General features: G+C 37.6%; 19 protein-coding genes. 8 read left to right on the forward strand and 11 right to left on the reverse strand.

The genetic code is table 11. The features are described from left to right. Window positions 1-49: 49 nt before the first annotated feature. Window positions 50-1,378: a TonB-dependent receptor gene (locus tag AAEZ22_RS12705; RefSeq protein WP_350545210.1), complete on the reverse strand. Its 1,329-nt coding sequence runs from the start codon at window positions 1,376-1,378 to the stop codon at window positions 50-52. A 35-nt stretch (window positions 1,379-1,413) separates the two neighbouring features. Continuing rightward, complete coding sequence (locus AAEZ22_RS12710) at window positions 1,414-2,064, reverse strand: TonB-dependent receptor plug domain-containing protein (protein ID WP_350545208.1); 651 nt, start codon at window positions 2,062-2,064, stop codon at window positions 1,414-1,416. Between the two features lie 278 nt (window positions 2,065-2,342). On the opposite strand from AAEZ22_RS12710, the gene AAEZ22_RS12715 reads away from it, so the two are divergent. Together AAEZ22_RS12715 and AAEZ22_RS12720 are read left to right on the forward strand one after the other, a co-directional pair. Next, window positions 2,343-4,157, forward strand: coding sequence for a protein kinase domain-containing protein (locus tag AAEZ22_RS12715; protein ID WP_350545205.1), 1,815 nt, complete (start codon window positions 2,343-2,345; stop codon window positions 4,155-4,157). A gap of 61 nt (window positions 4,158-4,218) precedes the next feature. Then, entirely contained in the window at window positions 4,219-4,662 is a 444-nt protein-coding gene (locus AAEZ22_RS12720; RefSeq protein ID WP_179807058.1) for a DUF3859 domain-containing protein, read from the forward strand. 104 nt (window positions 4,663-4,766) lie between these two features. Here the strand turns inward: AAEZ22_RS12720 and AAEZ22_RS12725 are convergent, their stop codons facing one another. From AAEZ22_RS12725 to acuR, 3 genes are all read right to left on the reverse strand, one after another. Next, window positions 4,767-5,183, reverse strand: coding sequence for a VF530 family protein (locus AAEZ22_RS12725; RefSeq protein ID WP_011328167.1), 417 nt, complete (start codon window positions 5,181-5,183; stop codon window positions 4,767-4,769). A gap of 72 nt (window positions 5,184-5,255) precedes the next feature. Further along, the gene (gene acuI, locus AAEZ22_RS12730; RefSeq protein ID WP_306288027.1) at window positions 5,256-6,248 is read right to left on the reverse strand and encodes an acrylyl-CoA reductase (NADPH); all 993 of its coding nucleotides are present in this window, start codon (window positions 6,246-6,248) and stop codon (window positions 5,256-5,258) included. Between the two features lie 47 nt (window positions 6,249-6,295). Further along, a complete protein-coding gene (gene acuR / locus AAEZ22_RS12735; RefSeq protein WP_041454420.1) occupies window positions 6,296-6,931 on the reverse strand; it encodes an acrylate utilization transcriptional regulator AcuR in 636 nt (211 codons plus the stop codon). Between the two features lie 386 nt (window positions 6,932-7,317). Between acuR and rmf the strand changes: the two genes are divergently transcribed. Beyond that, window positions 7,318-7,488, forward strand: coding sequence for a ribosome modulation factor (rmf, locus tag AAEZ22_RS12740; protein WP_011328170.1), 171 nt, complete (start codon window positions 7,318-7,320; stop codon window positions 7,486-7,488). Between the two features lie 76 nt (window positions 7,489-7,564). On the opposite strand, the gene fabA is transcribed toward rmf, so the two are convergent. Beyond that, window positions 7,565-8,080, reverse strand: coding sequence for a bifunctional 3-hydroxydecanoyl-ACP dehydratase/trans-2-decenoyl-ACP isomerase (gene fabA / locus AAEZ22_RS12745; RefSeq protein ID WP_011328171.1), 516 nt, complete (start codon window positions 8,078-8,080; stop codon window positions 7,565-7,567). A gap of 203 nt (window positions 8,081-8,283) precedes the next feature. Between fabA and AAEZ22_RS12750 the strand changes: the two genes are divergently transcribed. The 3 genes from AAEZ22_RS12750 to AAEZ22_RS12760 are packed head-to-tail and all read left to right on the forward strand — an operon-like array spanning window position 8,284 to window position 10,392. Then, window positions 8,284-9,141, forward strand: a complete 858-nt coding sequence (locus AAEZ22_RS12750; protein ID WP_179807056.1) for a 6-carboxytetrahydropterin synthase — start codon at window positions 8,284-8,286, stop codon at window positions 9,139-9,141. Then, window positions 9,134-9,952: a M23 family metallopeptidase gene (locus AAEZ22_RS12755; RefSeq protein ID WP_182676700.1), complete on the forward strand. Its 819-nt coding sequence runs from the start codon at window positions 9,134-9,136 to the stop codon at window positions 9,950-9,952. The genes AAEZ22_RS12750 and AAEZ22_RS12755 overlap by 8 nt, the downstream gene beginning before the upstream one ends. Window positions 9,953-9,957: 5 nt before the next feature. Continuing rightward, window positions 9,958-10,392, forward strand: coding sequence for an acyl-CoA thioesterase (locus tag AAEZ22_RS12760; protein ID WP_011328175.1), 435 nt, complete (start codon window positions 9,958-9,960; stop codon window positions 10,390-10,392). 198 nt (window positions 10,393-10,590) lie between these two features. On the opposite strand, the gene AAEZ22_RS12765 is transcribed toward AAEZ22_RS12760, so the two are convergent. From AAEZ22_RS12765 to AAEZ22_RS12785, 5 genes are read right to left on the reverse strand one after another with little or no spacing between them, the layout of a single operon-like run. After that, window positions 10,591-11,913 carry a Na+/H+ antiporter family protein gene (locus AAEZ22_RS12765; RefSeq protein WP_041454421.1) on the reverse strand — a complete coding sequence of 441 codons (1,323 nt, stop codon included), beginning with the start codon at window positions 11,911-11,913 and terminating at the stop codon, window positions 10,591-10,593. After that, the gene (locus AAEZ22_RS12770) at window positions 11,910-13,892 is read right to left on the reverse strand and encodes a transglutaminase TgpA family protein (RefSeq protein ID WP_182676698.1); all 1,983 of its coding nucleotides are present in this window, start codon (window positions 13,890-13,892) and stop codon (window positions 11,910-11,912) included. The genes AAEZ22_RS12765 and AAEZ22_RS12770 overlap by 4 nt, the downstream gene beginning before the upstream one ends. Next, window positions 13,889-14,878: a DUF58 domain-containing protein gene (locus tag AAEZ22_RS12775; protein WP_350545199.1), complete on the reverse strand. Its 990-nt coding sequence runs from the start codon at window positions 14,876-14,878 to the stop codon at window positions 13,889-13,891. The genes AAEZ22_RS12770 and AAEZ22_RS12775 overlap by 4 nt, the downstream gene beginning before the upstream one ends. A gap of 5 nt (window positions 14,879-14,883) precedes the next feature. Continuing rightward, the gene (locus AAEZ22_RS12780; protein ID WP_350545196.1) at window positions 14,884-15,789 is read right to left on the reverse strand and encodes an AAA family ATPase; all 906 of its coding nucleotides are present in this window, start codon (window positions 15,787-15,789) and stop codon (window positions 14,884-14,886) included. 13 nt (window positions 15,790-15,802) lie between these two features. Further along, the gene (locus tag AAEZ22_RS12785; RefSeq protein WP_086994129.1) at window positions 15,803-16,186 is read right to left on the reverse strand and encodes a response regulator; all 384 of its coding nucleotides are present in this window, start codon (window positions 16,184-16,186) and stop codon (window positions 15,803-15,805) included. A 426-nt stretch (window positions 16,187-16,612) separates the two neighbouring features. Here AAEZ22_RS12785 and AAEZ22_RS12790 point away from each other — a divergent pair, with 426 nt between their 5' ends. Both AAEZ22_RS12790 and AAEZ22_RS12795 read left to right on the forward strand, forming a co-directional pair. Next, entirely contained in the window at window positions 16,613-17,356 is a 744-nt protein-coding gene (locus tag AAEZ22_RS12790; RefSeq protein WP_350545194.1) for a hypothetical protein, read from the forward strand. 237 nt (window positions 17,357-17,593) lie between these two features. Continuing rightward, window positions 17,594-18,553: a sugar-binding transcriptional regulator gene (locus AAEZ22_RS12795; protein ID WP_086994123.1), complete on the forward strand. Its 960-nt coding sequence runs from the start codon at window positions 17,594-17,596 to the stop codon at window positions 18,551-18,553. The last annotated feature ends 940 nt before the right edge of the window (window positions 18,554-19,493 follow it).

Here is a 19,493-nt window from a genome sequence, read left to right on the forward strand (position 1 = left end):
TGCAATCCTTTGCTATTGAATATGTATAGTAGTGCAGCTTAAGGCAACGTTAAAAAAGTAAGCTAAAACTAAGTCTAGCTGTTCTGGGTTCTATTGGATGAAAGTGATTGTCGGCTATGCCTTCGCTGTTCTCGCCAGGTAGGCGCGAGGTATAATAATAATCTATGTCGTGATCGTTACTGTTAAATAAATTTAATAGTTCAAAGTCTACTTTCCAATGCGCTTGGCTATAGCTAACTAATGAATTTATAACCGTAAGGGGATTTGAGCGTTTACTACCGTCGTCAGTAAGTGTTCTTTTGCCAATATGGCGTACTCTTAATGATGACTGCCATTGTTTATTAATATGCCAATTAATCCCACTGCTTGCTACTACCGCGACTGCACCTTCTATGTAATCATTTTTATCGTTTATATCTAAGCGGGAATGAGTAAATGAGGTTTCTGCATCAATGCTAAAGCTGTTATTTAGCCAGTAATAGGCACTTATTTCTAGTCCGTAACGCTGGGATGCGTCGCTGGCTTCGGTATTTCCGGCATCGCCTATAAACAACAGTTCTGAGTCGAGTGTTAGCCACCATAAAGCGGTTGATATATTAAACTTTTGCTCGTCAAAGTAACGTAGACCTATTTCAGCGCCTTCGCTTTTTACCAGTAAGTCTACTTTTTGTGCTTTGTTAAGCGTGACCGGATCAACGCTAATGGTTGCCCCTCGTGCATCGTTAGAGTGAAATGATTGTCCCCAGTTCGCATAAGCCGCAAGAGAGTCACTAATTAAATAGTTTAAGCTGCCATTAAAACTAACTAGATCATCATTTGCGGTCCCCGAATTTAGGGCGTTATTACTATTTACTGTGGTATCAAAGTAATCGTAGCGAACACCAATAGTCGCTTCTAACTGCGGAGTGAGCAATAATCGTGATTGCCAGTAGCTTGAGTAGCTGGTTTCTTTTACTGAGTCTTGCCTTACGGTGCTTAGAATTTTTTTAGCTTGAGAATTATATAAACCTACATTGTCTATATTATCGTGACGTAGCTCAATACCTACGGTGTGCTGCATATTTATGGCAAAGTTATTGCTGTCAAACTGATAACTTAATTCACCCCCAGAAACGGTGCGGTTATCTTGTTGATTAAATTGATCACCATTAATAGGATCGTTTAAAAAATACGAAAAATTTGAGTACAGATTTAAATCATAGTTAATGATATAGGCGCTAGCTTTAACGTTTTCACTTTGCCAATTACCCGATAAGCTATACCTGCTTGAGTTTCCGCCTAGAGTATTATCGAGCGAACCAAACTCAGACACTAAGTCTTGCTTAACGGCGCGCAGTGGAATTTGATCTGCTGAGTTCCAGGTATTGTCATACGCCATTGCAGTAACTGATAAATCGCCTGAAAAAGCTTTTGTTACATAACGAAGTAGGCCATTTTTTTATTTACATTTTCGTCAATATCGTCCCATGGGCCAGAGTAACCTTGCCACTCAGCAGCAGCAATTAGCTTGCCTGTTGCAAGCTGTGTTGAGCCCAGCATCACAGCTCGTTTATAGTTATCTTCACCTATACTTAATTCTAGTTGTTGATGTTTTAGGTTATCTGCAAGAAAGAATTTGGCACTGCCAGCACTCGAAAAATCGCCTTGGCGTGCATCATATGCGCCTTTTTGGTAACTAATAGTAGATATACTTTCGGTAATAATAAAGTTTAAGTCGGTGTAGCCTTGCCCATGACCATGGCTACGCATATTAATGGGCATACCGTCTATGCTTGTGGCAAAGTCAGTGCCATGATCTAAATTAAAGCCACGAATAAAATACTGATTCGCTTTACCCGATCCACTGTGTTGCGTTACAGCCATTCCAGGGATCAGCTCTAGCATTTCTGCGCTTCTTAGCATGGGCCGTTGCTCAATTTCACCTTGACCTATTATTCCACTAGATGCACTGATTGAATCACCAATTAAACCCGCTCTGTGTCCATATACTGTTATTTTTTCTATATTTGCTTGACCATACCCGCTGTATAAAACGCCAGCTGCAACTATTATTATTGTTCTCATCTTAAATTCCCTTATTTATTATCCTCACTATAAGTACGCAGTACTAAACAAATTAGATGCACTATTTGTTACTTATTTGTAAAATTAATTTTTAGAGTATAGTTTAGTTGCGTTGGTCGTTTAAAATAATAGCTGTAGCCGGTAAAATGTAACTTAACCACTATGATAGTAGTTAGTAGCTATTGGTGAGTTAATATACCCAAGCAAGCTATTGTAATCTTATTACATAAAACTAATAATCATGTGGCTTTAGTCTTTTTTAAATTTGAGTAGCTGTATTGAAAGCCAAAGAGATTCAGAATTTTTATATTAACGAAGAGCAATCTGTTTATTTGCTCTCACACCACGATGCTAAAAAGCATAGACAGTGGCTTAATATATGTATTAAAAAACTTACCTTACTTGGTTACGAAAATGTAGAAATGATTGGCTCAGGCGCTTTTGGTTTTGTATTTGCGGGACACGACGATACCGGCTTACCTTGGGTATTTAAGTTTTCGCGTATTACGCTAGCGCAAAGTATACGCGACCGCCTAGAAGACGAAGCTTACATGCTATCGCAAATTAACAATCCACTTGTACCTGAATTTTATGCATTTGAACGAATTAAAAAACAAGGCATTTTAATGATGGCTCGCGCCATGGGCGAAGACCTTGAAAAAGTATCGTTGAAAAAAGGCCGAATTGGCGCTGCAAAAATTATGACGCTGGCAGTGCGACTCAGAAACGTGCTGCTCGATCTGCGCAATCATAATACGGGTATAACGGCGCAGCCTATTGTGCATGGCGACATTAAACCTTCAAACTTAGTATGGGACGAAGCCAGTGATGCACTATCGTTAGTGGATTGGGGAAGCTCGGTATACGCGCAAATAGATAGTGACGGTAACCCCATTGCCAGTAATTTTATGGATTTAATGTCGGCAGACCTAAGCACTACTAACGCACGTATGGGCGATGTTTACTTTATTGGTGAAGCACAAATGTCGGGAGAGCAATCATCTCCACGCTTTGATGAGCAAGGCGTAGCGGCAACCTTGTACGCACTTGCTTCTGCACAGTCTTGTCGGTTTGGAGTAGACGTTATTCCTGCCAGCAGTTTAGGGCTACCAATAGAGCTGGCTAAAGTAATTGACGGTATGCTCTCTAAAAACAAACAAGTGAGAGATAGCGCAGGTGATTACTTTATGCGTAACATTACTAGTATGGCGAAAGCGTACCTACCTGAGTTACCTAAAAAAGTAGTTAAAGCCGCGATTCCGTTTTGGTTTAGTTATGACGAAGAGCCCGAAACCGTTGTATACAGTTCACGAAAGCAGTTTTTACGCCAAGCCGATCATAAACAGCAATTGCTTGATGTAAACGATGCCCAATTAGATCGTTACTACAAAGAGTTTTTGTTTGATACCGGAGATACCGAAAAAGCATTTTTAGCCTCTATTAGTCGTTTAGCAAAGTATCCTGCCGTAGGCGGATTAAGCTTTCATTGGAAAGACGAGTCACTGTTTGTTGAATCATCGCTAATTTTGTATAACGAAACGTTAGCCGCTGCATTTACCGATGCGGTAAATAATACCGTAATGCTGGCACAAGCAATTAGCCAAAAAGGGCTGTTTAAATGTTGTTTGTTTGACGCACGTAAAACCATTCAGCTAGAGCGCGATAGAACCGGCGCCTTTAAGTTTGAAAGTTTACCAGAACTTGATTTTGAAACGGTGAATGTAAATGCCAGTGATGTTACCCGGCCACATTCTTACTTTGAAGATGGTAAAGATCCCGACGAGCAACTACAACTGCCAAAAAAAGTAATTAAATGTGTGTTTGAGCTAAATCAAATACACCACACTGGCTGCATTATTTTTGAAGCGCTGCCCGATAGGCTCAAAATACATCATTACTACCGGTTGCTCGATGCCAGTAAAGAGGATGAGTTTAGGCGGCTGCTTAATAAGTTGATGCAATACGCAGTTAATATTACCGACGTAGGGGTAGCCGGTTTTATGAAGTTACCTTACAAAAATACTCGTGAGTTTAGTTTGTGCGAGCAGCAGAGCAATCATTACTATCCTAAAAACCCAAAAATGACACTTTAAATATGGCAAATTTACACACTCTGCTGGCATACAATAAACGTTAAATATAAAGTTAGGTGATATGGCTAAATTAAAACCGATAATTACGCTGCAAAGCTACGGTATTTACTCAACATGGGATAACGAGAGTAAAGCATTGCCGCAAATAGAGCAATTTACTACCGAGGTCATCGCTACTCTTGATGTTGAATTTGGTTTGATCATAAATATTAAAAAAGCCAAAGGCGAAAAATTACATTACAGCATTTATCATCCTAATATACCCGATGATGAAGGCGACATAATGCCTCCTTTTTCCGGAGTGGTGTATGTTAAAGACAGCGACTGGCATTTTTATTTAGGTGATACTTTATGGCCACCAATTAATAATAAACTTGGTAATTGGCGCATGACCATAGAGTACAATGGCAAACTTATAGCGGATAAAACATTTAATGTAGCACTGGCTACAGAGCGCTCGGCTGTAGAGTTTTGGCAAGATAGGGGATACAAGCCACTAAAGTAAAGTTTATATCTTTGTTGCTGTTAACTTATAGGGTATGAGTAAAAAGGGCGTAATAAAAAAGCCGGCAATGCCAGCTTTAATAAAGTGTGGTTTAACCTTGTGCTTTAGTTGCCCCAAGGATTAGTAGAGCTAACACGCTGTTTACGGGTACGCGCACGTTGCTTAGTCTCTTTTTTCTCCATAATACGCTTTGCATCAGTAAAGCTTAACTCACACGGCTCACCAGGTTTATGATCAGCAGGGATCACGCGATCACGCGGTGGCAGTTCGTATTGTACATCATCAGGACGTGGTAAGTTTTTAAGGCGATACAAATAAAAGTTATCTACTTTTTCTTGTGCCCACTGTGTTTTACGTAAAAATTTAACCGCCGATTTAATATCAGGATTATTTTTAAAGCAATTTAGCTGTAAATAAGCGTATAGGAGTTCCCACCCATATTGTTCAACCAGCTCTTCAACCACTTGTTCTAATTTTACGCCTTGCAGTGGGTTATTACTGAAAAGTTCTTGGTTGCTCATAGGTGTTGCCTCGTTATTAAAATACAAATTGTATTATAAATTTAATAACGAGGCTTTAACAGTGTAAAAAGCTTAACTTTGGCAATTAACTACAACACGGCCGCGAATTTTACCTTTCATAAGCTGCTCGGCGTTATCAATTACTTGTTCAAGCGTTATTTCGGTCGATATTTTATCAAGGTAATCAGCTGCTACTAAAGATGCTAAACGATCCCATGCTTCAATTCGGTCGGCTTTTGGGCGCATTACGCTATCAATGCCTATTAATCGAATGCCACGTAATATAAATGGTGCTACAGAGCCAGGTAAATCCATACCTTGTGCAAGCCCACATGCGGTTACAACACCTCCATATTTTAATGAGGCGCAAATATTAGCTAAAGTATGGCTACCTACTGAGTCTATAGCTGCGGCAAAACGCTCTTTTTGTAGCGGCTTACCTGGGTTTGAAAGCTCATCACGATTAATTACATTTGCTGCTCCTAGCTCTTTTAAATAATCACTTTGCTCCATTCGTCCAGTAGCTGCGGTTACATTGTAGCCAAGCTTGTTTAGTAAATATATTGCAAAACTACCTACGCCACCATTAGCACCGGTTACCAGCACTTCGCCTGAATCGGGTGTTATGCCTTGTTTTTCGAGTGCAATTACACTGAGCATAGCGGTGTAACCCGCAGTGCCAACTTGCATAGCTTGTTTAGGTGAAATGCCAGCAGGCAAGGGGATTAACCAATCGCTATTAAGTGCTGCTTTTTGAGCCAGCCCACCCCAGTGTTTTTCGCCTACACCAAACCCATTTAAAATTACCTTATCGCCACTTTTAAATTCATCGCTGGTGGAGTGGCTCACAGTGCCTACTAAATCTATACCCGGCACCATAGGAAAACTGCGTACCACAGGCCCTTTTCCGGTTATTGCTAAGCCATCTTTATAATTTAAAGTGCTGTATAGCACATCAATAGTGACATTTTCATTCGGCAGGTCACTATTCTTAATGCTGCTTAAAGAGGCGCTGTAGTTATTATCATCTTTATTAATAACAATGGCTTTAATTGGGTTACTCATGGGATATCCTTTTAGACCGATCGTCTTTTAATTGGTAAAAAAACGCATTAGGTTAGTAATGCGCGTAAAAACATTTCTGTATACAAAGTAAGTGGAGTATTAGACTTAGTGAGCTTGGCACGCATAACCGCACCCTCCCAACCAATCCAAAAGTACTCACTCATTAATGGGGTGTTTACACTGTTGGCAATTGTACCTTGCTGCTTTGCTTGGTTTAAACACACCTCTACCAAGTTTTGCCAGCTAGTATAACTTTGCAATAAGCGGGTTTTAAATTCGTCACTTAAGTGATTCAGTTCTTGATTTAAATTGCCTACTAAACAGCCACGCTTATAATCGTACTTCTTCATCCCTTTAATGGCACTTTGGGTAAAGTTGACTATTCGCTCCAGCGGGGGCACGTCACTTTGTTGTAAATAATGATTAAGTTTGGCAATAAAATAACTGTCGTAAGCATCAACAAGGGCAATACCGTACGCTTCTTTACTTTTAAAGTAATGATAAAAAGAGCCTTTAGGTACGGCTGCTTTTTTTAATATGGTATCGAGGCCAGTTGCGCTAAAACCAAACTCGGTTAGTGTTTCTAGGCCTGTGCGAATAAGTAACGCTTTGGTATCGGCGTTTTCTCTGGCTACTTTGGGTGGGCGGCCACGCCTCACTGGAGTTGGTGTGTTTTTGTTCATACAACATATTAGACCGATCGACTTTAAATAATCAAGCATTAATTGTGTTGTTTATTAAATAAGCTAAAGGAAATTTAAAATAATTAAAAAACAGACTAAATTAATTTGGAACTAAGGCTAAATTAGCCGGTCACAATATATACACAACAGTGTAATAAAACGATTTTTTAATCGTGTTTTTAAGTTAGATTAAACCGGTCAATACAGTGCAAGTACGACCACTTACTTTTTAAAAAGCTAATTCATCATTGCATCAGCAGCTTAGTTAAAGTCAAACTAATTAATTGCTTTTATAATTTGAATTAACCTTTTTTATTAGCTATTCATTACATGTAGATTTCACTAATGCTACAAAATATATAAATACAAAGGTGAGGATATTACCGATGAAGAGACAAAAAAGAGATCGTTTAGAGAGAGCACATTCTCAAGGATTTAAAGCAGGTTTAGCAGGTCGCTCTAAAGAGCATTGTCCCTATCAACAAGTTGATCCAAAATCAGAATGGTTAGGTGGTTGGCGCGAAGCAATAGACAATCGTAATATTTATAAAACATAGTATATAACTGAATTTAAGCAAAAATGCCTCCAAGTGGAGGCATTTTTGTATGTGTATTTTAATTATTAACAGTTAATTAAAATGCACTGGTATCTTGAAATAGACCTACTTTTAAATCTTTCGCTTCGTAGATTACACGGCCATCTACTTCTACCGTGCCATCGGCAACACCCATAAATAATTTGCGTTTAATTACGCGTTTCATTACTAGGCGGTAGGTTACTTTTTTAGCGGTTGGTAAAATTTGGCCGGTAAATTTAACTTCACCCACACCTAGCGCACGGCCAAGACCTGGACCGCCAGACCAACCTAAGTAAAATCCAACTAACTGCCACATAGCGTCTAAACCTAAGCAACCTGGCATTACAGGGTCACCTTTAAAATGGCAGTCGAAAAACCATAAGCTAGGGTCAATATCTAGCTCAGCAACAATTTCGCCTTTACCGTGTATTCCGCCATCGGCAGTAATAGAGGTAATGCGGTCCATCATTAACATATTGTCGCTTGGTAAACGGCAGTTACCTTCACCAAACATTTTACCTTCACCACATAGGATCAAGTCTTCTTTTGTATAGCTATTTTTAGGTTCCATAACACTTATCTTCGCTTATAAATTGCCAACTACTTTAGCGTACACTTGTACGCTGAACAACTCGGATCAGTTAAAAAAGCTAAATTTAGTAGGTTTTTTAATCAATCGATTGGTGTAATTGATTTTAGCCTGATTAAACCGCGCAATTACAATCATAAATCATTATAATTACAGCTGACTTTTAACCTGTTTAAAGGAAATTTATGATCCTTTTTGTTAACTCACTAACAGTGATAGATTTTTCTTACTTGTGTAATAAACGCGGCGCAGTTGGCGAGAGCTGGATTGTTGATTTAACTTTGCATGGCAAACTAAACGATGAGTCTATGGTATTAGACTTTGGCTTAGTTAAAAAGCAAATTAAAGGCATTATAGATGAGTGTATTGATCATCGTTTAGCTGTACCTAATAATCTAAATGGCGTGGTTAGCGAATTTAGCGACCATAAAACATTAGATTGTACATTTGGTGATAACCACCATTTGGCGATGAGTGCTCCACATCAAGCTTATTGTATGATTAACGCAGATGAAGTAACTATTGCATCGGTTACAGATTTTTTAATAGCGACTATTTTGCCACAACTGCCAGATAATATAGAAAAAATTGAGCTGTCATTGAAGCCAGAGCATAATCAAAGCTATTATTACCATTACAGCCATGGCCTTAAAAAGCACGATGGTAATTGCCAACGTATTATTCATGGGCATCGTTCTCAAATTGGTATTAGTTTAGATGGTATTTCTATGCCTCGCCTGCAAAAAGAATGGTCACAAAAGTGGCAAGACATTTATTTAGCCACCGCTGAGGATCAAATTAAGGCAGACGAGTTACAGCACGTTAGCGCAAAAGCTGGCGATGTATGTTTTGCATATACTTCAGCGCAAGGCTATTTTGAAATGGCTATTAGCGAATCGCGTTGCGATATTTTACCTAGCGATACCACGGTTGAATGCATTGCAGAATACTTAGCGGGTCAGGTAAAAGCACAATATCCTGAAAAAGCGGTAAAAATAACGGCCTACGAAGGAGTAGGCAAAGGGTCTATTAGCCATGCTTAAAACATTATTAGCAGCCGTGTTAATTTCCTCTACTAGCTTAAGTGCAATGGCACTTGAGCTAAAAGGGCAATTAACTCAAGGCGGTTTAGTAACCGGTAATATTAGCAACGCGCAGTCGGTTAGCTTTAACGACAAAACACTTAAGCTTTCGAGTAAGGGTGATTTTGTATTTGGCTTTGGCCGCGATGCACCAACAAATCACACACTTAAATGGGTTGATAAAGCTGGTGTTGAGCACAGTGAAAGCCTAGTAATTACTAAGCGCGACTATCAAATTGATAAAATTACCGGCGTTGCTAAAAAATATGTATCGCCGGCTAAAGAACTCAGCGCACGTATAAGTAAAGAGGCTGCTGCGATTAGAGCTGCGCGCCAGGTTAATTCTGACCTATTGTACTTTTTAGATCCTGTGCTAAAACCTGCACAAGGGCGTATATCTGGGGTGTATGGTAGCCAACGTTATTTTAATGGCGAGCCACGCAGACCACATTTTGGCTTAGATATAGCCAATAAAACGGGGACACCTGTGTATGCACCTATAAGTGGTACAGTGGTGTTTTCGCAGCCGGATATTTATTATTCAGGTGGCACACTTATTTTAGACCATGGCCACGGCGTTACCTCTACTTATATTCATTTAAGTAAGCTTGATGTAAAGCTGGGCGATAAAATTGAGCAAGGTAGTAAAATAGCTGAGATAGGTGCAACAGGGCGGGTAACAGGCCCACATTTAGATTGGCGTTTTAACTGGCAAGGTGAACGCCTTGATCCGGCCTTATTAATGCAAAACAAATTAGCTAATAAAAAGTAGATACTATGACACAAGTAGAGCGCGATGCTATTATCGCGCAACGTATTAAAGATTCCACCACATCGGTAACTAAAACAGTGTTTCCGGGGCGAACTAATCACCACAACACTTTATTTGGTGGCGACGCTTTAGCTTGGATGGACGAGGTTGCTTTTATAGCGGCAACGCGTTTTTGCCGTAAGCCTTTAGTTACCATTTCATCAGATCGAGTAGACTTTAAAGAAGCTATTCCTGCAGGTACTTTTGCTGAACTTATAGCAAAGGTGGTGCATGTAGGTAATACCAGTTTAAAAGTTGATGTCGATATACTTCTAGAAACTATGCATAATGACAACAAGCATTCTGCTATTAGTGGCAGCTTTACCTTTGTTGCAGTAAATGATGATCACCGACCAACGCCTGTGGTTTGCGATAAAATGATTTATGGTTTTGACAAGTAAACATTAGAATAAAGTATTTTAATGTTATTAAAAATAAGCACTCGTAGTAGTGCTTATTTAAATACCTAAAAAGAACACATCATACTAATTAATTACAAAAGATATAGCTAGACAGCAGAGTCAATTTTAATAAAAATTATCAAGGTGGGAGGTCGATAACCTAATCTATTATTAGGTTATCGTTTTACATTACTTAGGTTAAAGCACCATGGCGGCTATCCAACCAAATATTAATAACGGTATATTAAAGTGAATAAAGGTAGGCACTACTGAATCCCAAATGTGGTCGTGCTGGCCATCAGCATTTAGCCCAGAAGTTGGCCCAAGTGTAGAGTCAGAAGCCGGGGAGCCTGCATCACCTAACGCACCGGCCGTACCCACTAAAGCAGCAGTGGCCATAACCGAAAAGCCCAGCTCTAAACATAAAGGAACAAATAAAGTAGCTATAATTGGTACGGTTGAAAATGAGCTACCTATACCCATGGTAATAAACAATCCAACTAATAAAATAACCGCTGCCGCAATGGGTTTATTCCCAGCAAATAACTCTGCTCCACTGTGTACTAAACTAGCCACATGACCTGTTGCTTGCATAACAGCTGCAAACCCTTGAGCAGAAATCATTATAAAACCAATCATTGCCATCATAGCGACGCCTTTACTAAATACGTCGCCATTATCTTCCCATTTAACGATGCCGAAAACGCTAAAAATCATTACACCCACTAAGCCGCCTAAAATCATTGAACCGCTAGCGTTTTGCGCAATAAGTGAAGCAAGTACAGCAAACAGGCCAACTAACATTACCTTTTTTGGGTTTTCTACCGTGGTTTCTTTACTTTCTATGGTAAGCGGTAGCGCTGCGTAGTCGCGACGTTTTCTGTAACTAAAAAATATTGCAATTAATAAACCTGCAAACATGCCCAAAGCCGGAATTATCATTGCCATAGGAACTTGGGTATTTATTATTTCTAAACCGTTATCCACTAAATTTTTATGGAGTATTGAATATAAGTAAATACCACCAAAGCCATACGGTAGTACCATATAAGAAGTAGCTAAACCAAAAGTTAATATACAAGCTATTGCACGTCTATCCAGCCTAAGTTTATTAAAAATTACCAGCAGCGGTGGAATAAGAATAGGAATAAAGGCGATATGAACCGGCACTAAGTTTTGCGATGAAATGGCGCAGATCATTATTATAAATAAAATAAAATAACTGAGCAGGGTTTCACTGCCACTTTTTTGTGCATTAACTTTAGCTAATAATTTTGCGGCTAAAATACGTGTTAAACCTGACTTAGAAATAGCCACTGCAAAAGCACCTAACATGGCATAACTTAGTGCTATTTCAGCACCTGCCGACAATCCCGAATTAAAGGCGTCTATACTTTCTTTTAAGCCCAAACCAGCGGTTAAACCAGCAACTAGGGCACTTATTATCATTGCAACAATAACATTTACGCGGACCAAGGTAAGCCCAAGCATTAATAAAACGCCTATAACAACCGCATTCATAGATTTCTCTGTTTCGTAGATTTAATTAATTTTATCAGATATTTTGCCTGAGTTTTACGTTCTTTATTAAATGGTTTTTTAGCATAACGTACTTGGTTAAATAACTGACTAAACTCGAGTAATTGTTGCTCAACATGCGGCGCTTGCGATGCTAAGTGTTGTAATTGTTGAGTAGGCGTTAAATGATCGGCTATCTTAAGTTTACGTTTTTTAGCCCAATTTATAAGTTGTTCAAACTCTTTAACCATAGGAGCTAATTTAGTAGCGGGCTTAGGCCAATTTAAATAAACAAAATAACTAACAAAAGTTAGCCCTAAAATAACAATTACAGCCAGCGGTACCAGCCAAATATTTTTGCTGCCAAAAATAGACTTTAAAAAGTCGTTTTGTTTTTCATCATCAAAACCAAGTACCCAGCTAGACCACCTATAATCTAAGTTTTCTAGCTCTAGCCTTAGCCAATTAATAGCTGCAAAGTTACTTAAACTAACTAAACCAAAGTCGAGATTGCTTTTAAACTCATTATTTAACTCAGTATTTTGTGAAAGCGATCCTGTAAGCCTATCGGGAGCAACCACCGCTGTGGCATCAAATATTTGCCAGCCTTCATTATCTAAATACACTTCTACCCATGCATGTGCATCATATTGGCGAACAGATAAAGTATTATTATCTGTATTAAGCTCACCACCTAAATAGCCACTGACAACTCTTGCCGGTATACCCGCACTTCTAAAAATATAAGCTGCGGCACTGGCATAGTGGCCACAAAACCCACGTTGTTGCTCAAACATAAACTGATCAATAGTATTGTTGCCGCTCATTGGCGTCGGGTTAAGCGTATAACTAAATTTTTCGTCTATAAAGTACTGTAGTAATGCATTGTAAAAATCACGGTCGCTGGTTAAGTTTTGTTTTAAATTATAGGCAAGGGCACTTGCTTTGTTATTGTCGTTATTTACTAAGTGTTTGTAGTGTTTAGTTTGCCACTGTAATAAAGGAGCATTTGTTAGTGCAGAGCTACTTGCTGTGTATTGCACACTTTTAGCTTGGTAATTTTTTTTACGCAGTAAGCCCAGTGAGTCACTCTCTACGTTATCGTTATTACTGGTTGCAAAGTTGAGCCCATATAACCACTTTTGACTCGAGGGCTCGGCAATAATCGAATAGTCGTATTTTGTTAAACTACTAACTTGTTGCGTTTTAGTTTGAGTTACGCTGTTATGCTTTAATAAATTGGAAGTGAGCCACGCATTTCCGTTAAACTCGTCGTGTACTAAGGCTCGCCAATACAGGGGAGCTTTAGGTGCTAGATCATTAAATTTAGCTCTAAACACCAGTTCATCTGAATTAGATAACTTGGCAATATCAAACGGATCTATTTGCTCAGACAAACCTGTTTTAGCTAACTTTGGCCCAGGTAGTTGCCAAAATGCCGGCATTTTTGGTAAAAATATTAATAAAAATACCGCCAGCGGTAATGCCAATAATAGTAATTTACCGCTTTGTTTAGATGCGACTTTTAAATTATGTTTTGATTCTAACAAGCCTAGTACGGCAAAATTTAAAATGTACAAACTACTCACTACTAAAGTAGTTAAAATACTTTGGTTAAATAAATAAACCGCCGAAAGCGAAAAAAATGTCAGCGTAGTTATTACATGATAATGCTTTTTAGTTTTCGCCTGTAACAACTTAAATAAGCTTGAAAGCAACAACATAGCCACAAATAAAATAACCGTGTCGCTAAATCCCACACTAAAAAGCATTAACCCTAAAGCAAGTGCTGCTAAAGCGTTAGCCAACCAGGCATTAGGTTTAGTTTTATTACTTATGGTTACATAAAAGTTCCACGCACAAAGTAGCGCTAGTACACTAATAAATACAATTGGTAAGTGAGCAATAAAAAACACGACTAAGCAGCTGTATATAAAACACAGTGAATAATTTATTACTTTTATGTTTTTTATTGCCGTCACTTTGTATAACCATTAAATGTACTAAGTGATTCTAAACAAAGTGTTTTATGTTGCACACCTAGGTTGGTAGCTATTATTTTACTTGGTAGTTTTAGCATAAAGGGGGTGTTATTCTCTGTTGCTTCACATACTAAAAAGCACAGCTGGTTTAAGCGTTGCTCGGTATCGCCATGCATTAAATCAAAATCAAATAATGCATCAGCAGCTTTAAAATCAACAAACTCTTTAACTAATAACTGCTGTGTTTTAGCAAAATGTTTCCAAGAAATTCTTTGCAATCCCATTTCAGGCAAGTGCGGTATTAATGTTTCAAACTCTTCACTACCCAGTTGTTTGGCAATACCGTTTTCGGCTTGCTCGGCTAGACTACTTATCTGAGCGTCACTAAACACCTTTTCAAGTGAAGGGTAAATATAAACACTTGATTGTAGTTGAATGTAGCTCCAAACAGTGATCAAGCCAAAGGGATAATTACTGGCAATTTTTATTCGCTGTAGTGAGTAACATCCGCGTTTGTTATAGGGTAGTGGCAAGCTTAGCGTTTGGGCTGTATTGGTTATTTCATCATGATTAATTTGCGTTTGTTGATCGCCTTGATAAATTAGCATCACAGATTGGCAAATCGAGGGGCTTTGTACAGCAAACTGAACTTGTGGATTTTGTGGTGCAAAGCTCGAAAGTGAATTTTTAAAAGTAACAGTTAGGCCTTTTGCATTGCTGTAACCCAGTAGTACAGCAATAATCATTACCACAAACATTAAATAAGCCATGATCAAAATTAAGTTGTTTTGATAGTTAATCCCCATCACAAAATTTAAAATAGCTACACTAATAAAGTAGCAGCCAAGGGCTGATGGAAAAACATAAATAGTTTTGTGTTCAAGTGTAATTGACTGTTTTAAATGTTTATTTTTTAATAATTTATTAAATATGGCACGTTTAAATGACTTAAATAAAGCAGGGCGCTTAGCTTTTTTATTTGGCATAAATGCTATACCGGAACCATAACAGCTTTTAATATTTGCATAACTTGCGCTTCGCCCGACTCATTGTGTAACCCTAAACGGTGCTGACAAACACTGGCAAAAACTGCTTGCACATCTTCAGGCATAACAAAGTCACGACCGTCAATATAAGCCCATGATTTAGCAGCTTTTGCTAATGCCATGCTAGCGCGTGGCGATAACGATGCAGCAAAATTATTACTTTCGCGTGTATAATTTACCAATTCAATAATATAATCAATTACAGGATTACTTAGTATAATATTGCTAATTTCAGTTTGAATTTGAGCTAATTGTTGCTCAGTAATACGTTGTGGTAGCTGGGTGTAGTCACGCTTTTGCATATTTAGTAACAGCCTTTTTTCGGCTTCTTTTGGCGGAAAACCAAGGCTAATACGCATTAAAAAACGATCCAGCTGCGACTCAGGTAAAGGGTAAGTACCTGATTGATGTAATGGATTTTGTGTAGCAATAACAAAAAATGGGGTAGGAAGAGAATACTTTTTACCATCAACAGTAACTTGTTGTTCTTCCATTGCCTCAAGTAAGGCGCTTTGTGTTTTAGGTCCCGTTCTGTTTATTTCGTCTGCTAAAACAACTTGGCTAAAAATAGGCCCTTTATGAAAGCTAAAACTGTGTTCATTACTATTAAATACATTAGTACCTAATATGTCGGCTGGGAGTAAGTCGCTGGTAAATTGTATCCGTTGATACGACAAGCCTAAAACGGCTGCTAAGGCATGCGATAACGTTGTTTTACCCATGCCAGGTAAATCTTCAATTAGTAAATGGCCTTCACTAAATAAGCAGGTGAGCGCGAGCTTTATTTGTTGTTTTTTACCAAAAATAACATTAGATAAATCATCGATAATTGCACTAACAGAACTTTGCATACTAACCTTATTATTATTCAATGAGCTCTAAACGCTTCATTACTGTATCTACTTTTTGTACATTAAACGGTTTTGCTATAACCCCTTTAGCACCAAGTTCCCACGTATTTTCTACATTTTCGAAACTGTTATGGCCAAAGCAAATAACAACATGAATATGCGGATAGCAATTATTTATATAAGTTAAAATATCACTACCTTCAGAGTCAGGTATTTCGACATCTAAAAATATAACCTTTGGGGACTTTTCGCTAAGCAGCGGTTTTGCACAATCAAAATCTTCACACTCAAGAATATCTTCATAACCAAGATCCGTTAAAATTTGGTTTAGATAGTCGCGACTGTTTTTTGTATCATCAATGATTAAAATAGGTTCTAGTGGGTGCACAAATTCCATATGTTGTTACTTCTATTGTTAATACCATTTGAGTACTTTCAATACTAAGCTAACCACCTCATAAGCTCAAGATAGTAACTAAAAAACAGTCATTAATAACTGATTTAAATAATTTTTAGCTACTTTGTCGTTTTATTAAATAACCTCCGCGCATTACTTATCCTTTAATATTGTAAAAATTTACGTTGCAAGTGATTTACGTTTAATTAATAAAAAACAAATTAACAATCATGGTGTTTTAACCTACTGATATAATTGACTTATTATTGAAAGGTAACGCATTGTGAATTTTTTGTTATTTAAATAGTTGACGTACGAACTTCTTGTTGGGATTATGACCACAAGAAGGGCTTATGCCCATACTGTAATTTAGCACTATATAACTCAAGCCAAACGCAGAGCTTATACAACCAAAGAAGCATATTTATGAAAGCTAAACATGTATTAACACTAACGGCAGCAATAGCGACTTATAGTAGCCAGGTACACAGCAACGATTTTAATTTAGGGTTAGAATTTAAAACAAATCACTTATGGCATGGCTCAATTGTAACGCCAGGCCCAATGGTTGCTGGTGAATTAACTTATAAAACGGCGGATAATAAAATCACCTTAGGTTTATGGGGTGGGACCTCTTTTGATGGTGAGTATCAGGAGTTTACTTATTTTGCTTCTTATAAGTTTTCAGAGCAGCTGTTCATTGAAATTGTTAATCATGGTAACCACTCGTCGATTAATGATGTAGATATTTTTGACTATTCAAGCGATCCGGATAAAACCGGAAACTTTATTGATGTCGGCCTTGGTTACACCTTTGCGGGCGAAATGCCATTATCACTTTACTACTCAGTAATAGTTCAAGGGATAGATACCTATTTAGATGAAAGTTCAGGAAAAAACAAACAAGCTTACACTAACTATCTCGAAGCTAGCATGCCCGTGTGGAAGGGTAATGAATTAGATGAGCAAGTCTCTGTATTTATTGGTGGTGCTTTTTCTTTTTTAGATCAGCAAAACTTTTATGATGATAACGCTAATATAGTTAACTTAGGTTTTACTTACTCCAAGAGCTTACAAATACTAGAGTATAATTTTCCTATATCGGCAACAGCTATGTGGAACCCCGGGCAAAATAAAGGTGCATTACAGGTCGCATTTACGTTTTTATAATTTTTATAGCTGTGGCCATAACTTGCACTTAGCTGTAATAGAAAAAATATGTTGTGAGCAATTAGAAAGCGTTAACTTGATTTCTATTAGTGCAATAACATGAAAATTCGACACTTTTATTAAATGAATGGTATATTTAGAGGGCTAATAACAATTAAATAATTCGTTCAATTAACAAAAATATTTTGCTGTTAATCAATTTTAATAGTCTATTTATTTTGATTTTAAGAGGTTTCAGTGGCCAAGCTATCTAATACAGAAATTAGAAAACTCGATGACGCAGCAAGAGCAGGGTGGTTGTATTATGTTGCAGGTAAAACACAAGACGAAATAGCTAAAAAGCTTAATACCTCACGCCAATCGGCACAAAGAATGGTAGCGCTATCTGTTAGCCAAGGATTAATAAAAGTAAGACTCGATCATCCTATTGCTAAATGTATGGATTTGGCTGAACAAATTAAAACACGTTTTGGTTTGCTCTCTTGTGATGTAGTCCCTAGTGATCCGTCAGAACCTTCATCTACATTAGGTTTGGCACAAGCTGGTGCGGCTGAAATAGAACGCCATTTAAAATCACCACAACCAAAAGTTATTGCAATGGGAACTGGGCGAGTTTTACGCGCATGCGTAGATGAGCTGCGAACACAAGATTGCCAACAACATAAAATAGTTGCCATGTTAGGCAATATGGCATTAGACGGATCAGCATCGCCATACGATGTAGTAGTAAGAATGGCGGAACATATAAATGCCAAACATTACCCTATGCCATTACCAGTTTTGCCACGCACCATTGAGGAAAAGCAGCAACTGCATTCACAGCAGAATGTTGCTAGTAATTTAAAATTAGCCACGAATGCAGATGTTACATTTGTAGGCGTTGGTAATTTAGGATTAAATTCGCCACTTCATAAAGACGGTTTTGTAAGCCTTGACGAACTCCAAGAGTTACAACAGCAAGGTGCTGTAGGAGAAATGATAAGCTGGGTGTTTGATAAAAATGGTAAGTTATTAGATTGTAATGTTAATCAACGAGTAGCAAGTACGCCATTAAAAGTTAATTCAGATAAACAAATTTTTGCCATAGCTGCCGGAGAAGAAAAAGTATTAGCCATTTTAGGTGCGCTAAGATCTAAAATGATTAGTGGGCTAATTACTAACGAATACACGGCCGAGCGTTTACTAAGTATTGAGTAACTTATATTTTAAATGAAAACCTGAAATATAATATTCCATGCATTAGATTACATACATTAGAAAATATTAATTAAATTTAAATGTACCAAACTGAGAATAACTAACTTAGATAAAAACCTCTTTAATGTCCGATACCGTCTAGTATTGGACATTACAGAACTAATAAAGAGAGTATATGGCACTCCTTATTAATACACATATGACTACCTATAATTTATATTATGTTAAATAGGGTTTAAAATAAGCTATTCAGTATAACTATGTGTGTTGTAAGCCTTCTCGTTACGAGATTATTAAGTGTATTTTACATTTTTAAGCAAATTCAATACAGCTGCTTTCCTACTACTACGAATACATAACTTTAAATATGGATGCTTTACTTACATGAGCCCTATAAAGCAAGTTTGTTATTTAAACATGTATTTGTATAAAACAAGCCCGCTGATAATTTAGCGGTTAAAGTTCTCCTTGTTTATAAAGCGCACCTATCTATAACTAACCAGTCTGCAAGTATATTGTTATGCCTTTGCTATATTTTCAATTCAAATAACGGAATTTTGCTGCTTACTATTTATGTGGCTTCTTATACTCTTTGTATATAAACACTTATGTTGCAATTATTATCTTATCTAGCTTAATGAATCAGGCCCCTTAAAGCATTACTTTTTTTGGCTATGCATAAATCACGAATTTAACTTAGGTAATATTCAGCTACTATTTCATACCTACACGTTACTTATAAATCTCTATATGCACATCTTTACTCTCTTTATTATTTAACTTATATCTATAAATTTACTAGCAGCCTTACTGTGATTTTAACTAAGTGATAATTCAATTAAATTTGCGCCATAACTTACTACATAATTAACGCCTATAAATAAGCTTAAGTCTTTAACCTAGTTAATCGCTTTATTTTATCTTCTATTCCAATAGCTAA

The organism is Pseudoalteromonas sp. 20-MNA-CIBAN-0454 (assembly GCF_040308685.1).
Classification (GTDB): domain Bacteria; phylum Pseudomonadota; class Gammaproteobacteria; order Enterobacterales; family Alteromonadaceae; genus Pseudoalteromonas; species Pseudoalteromonas nigrifaciens.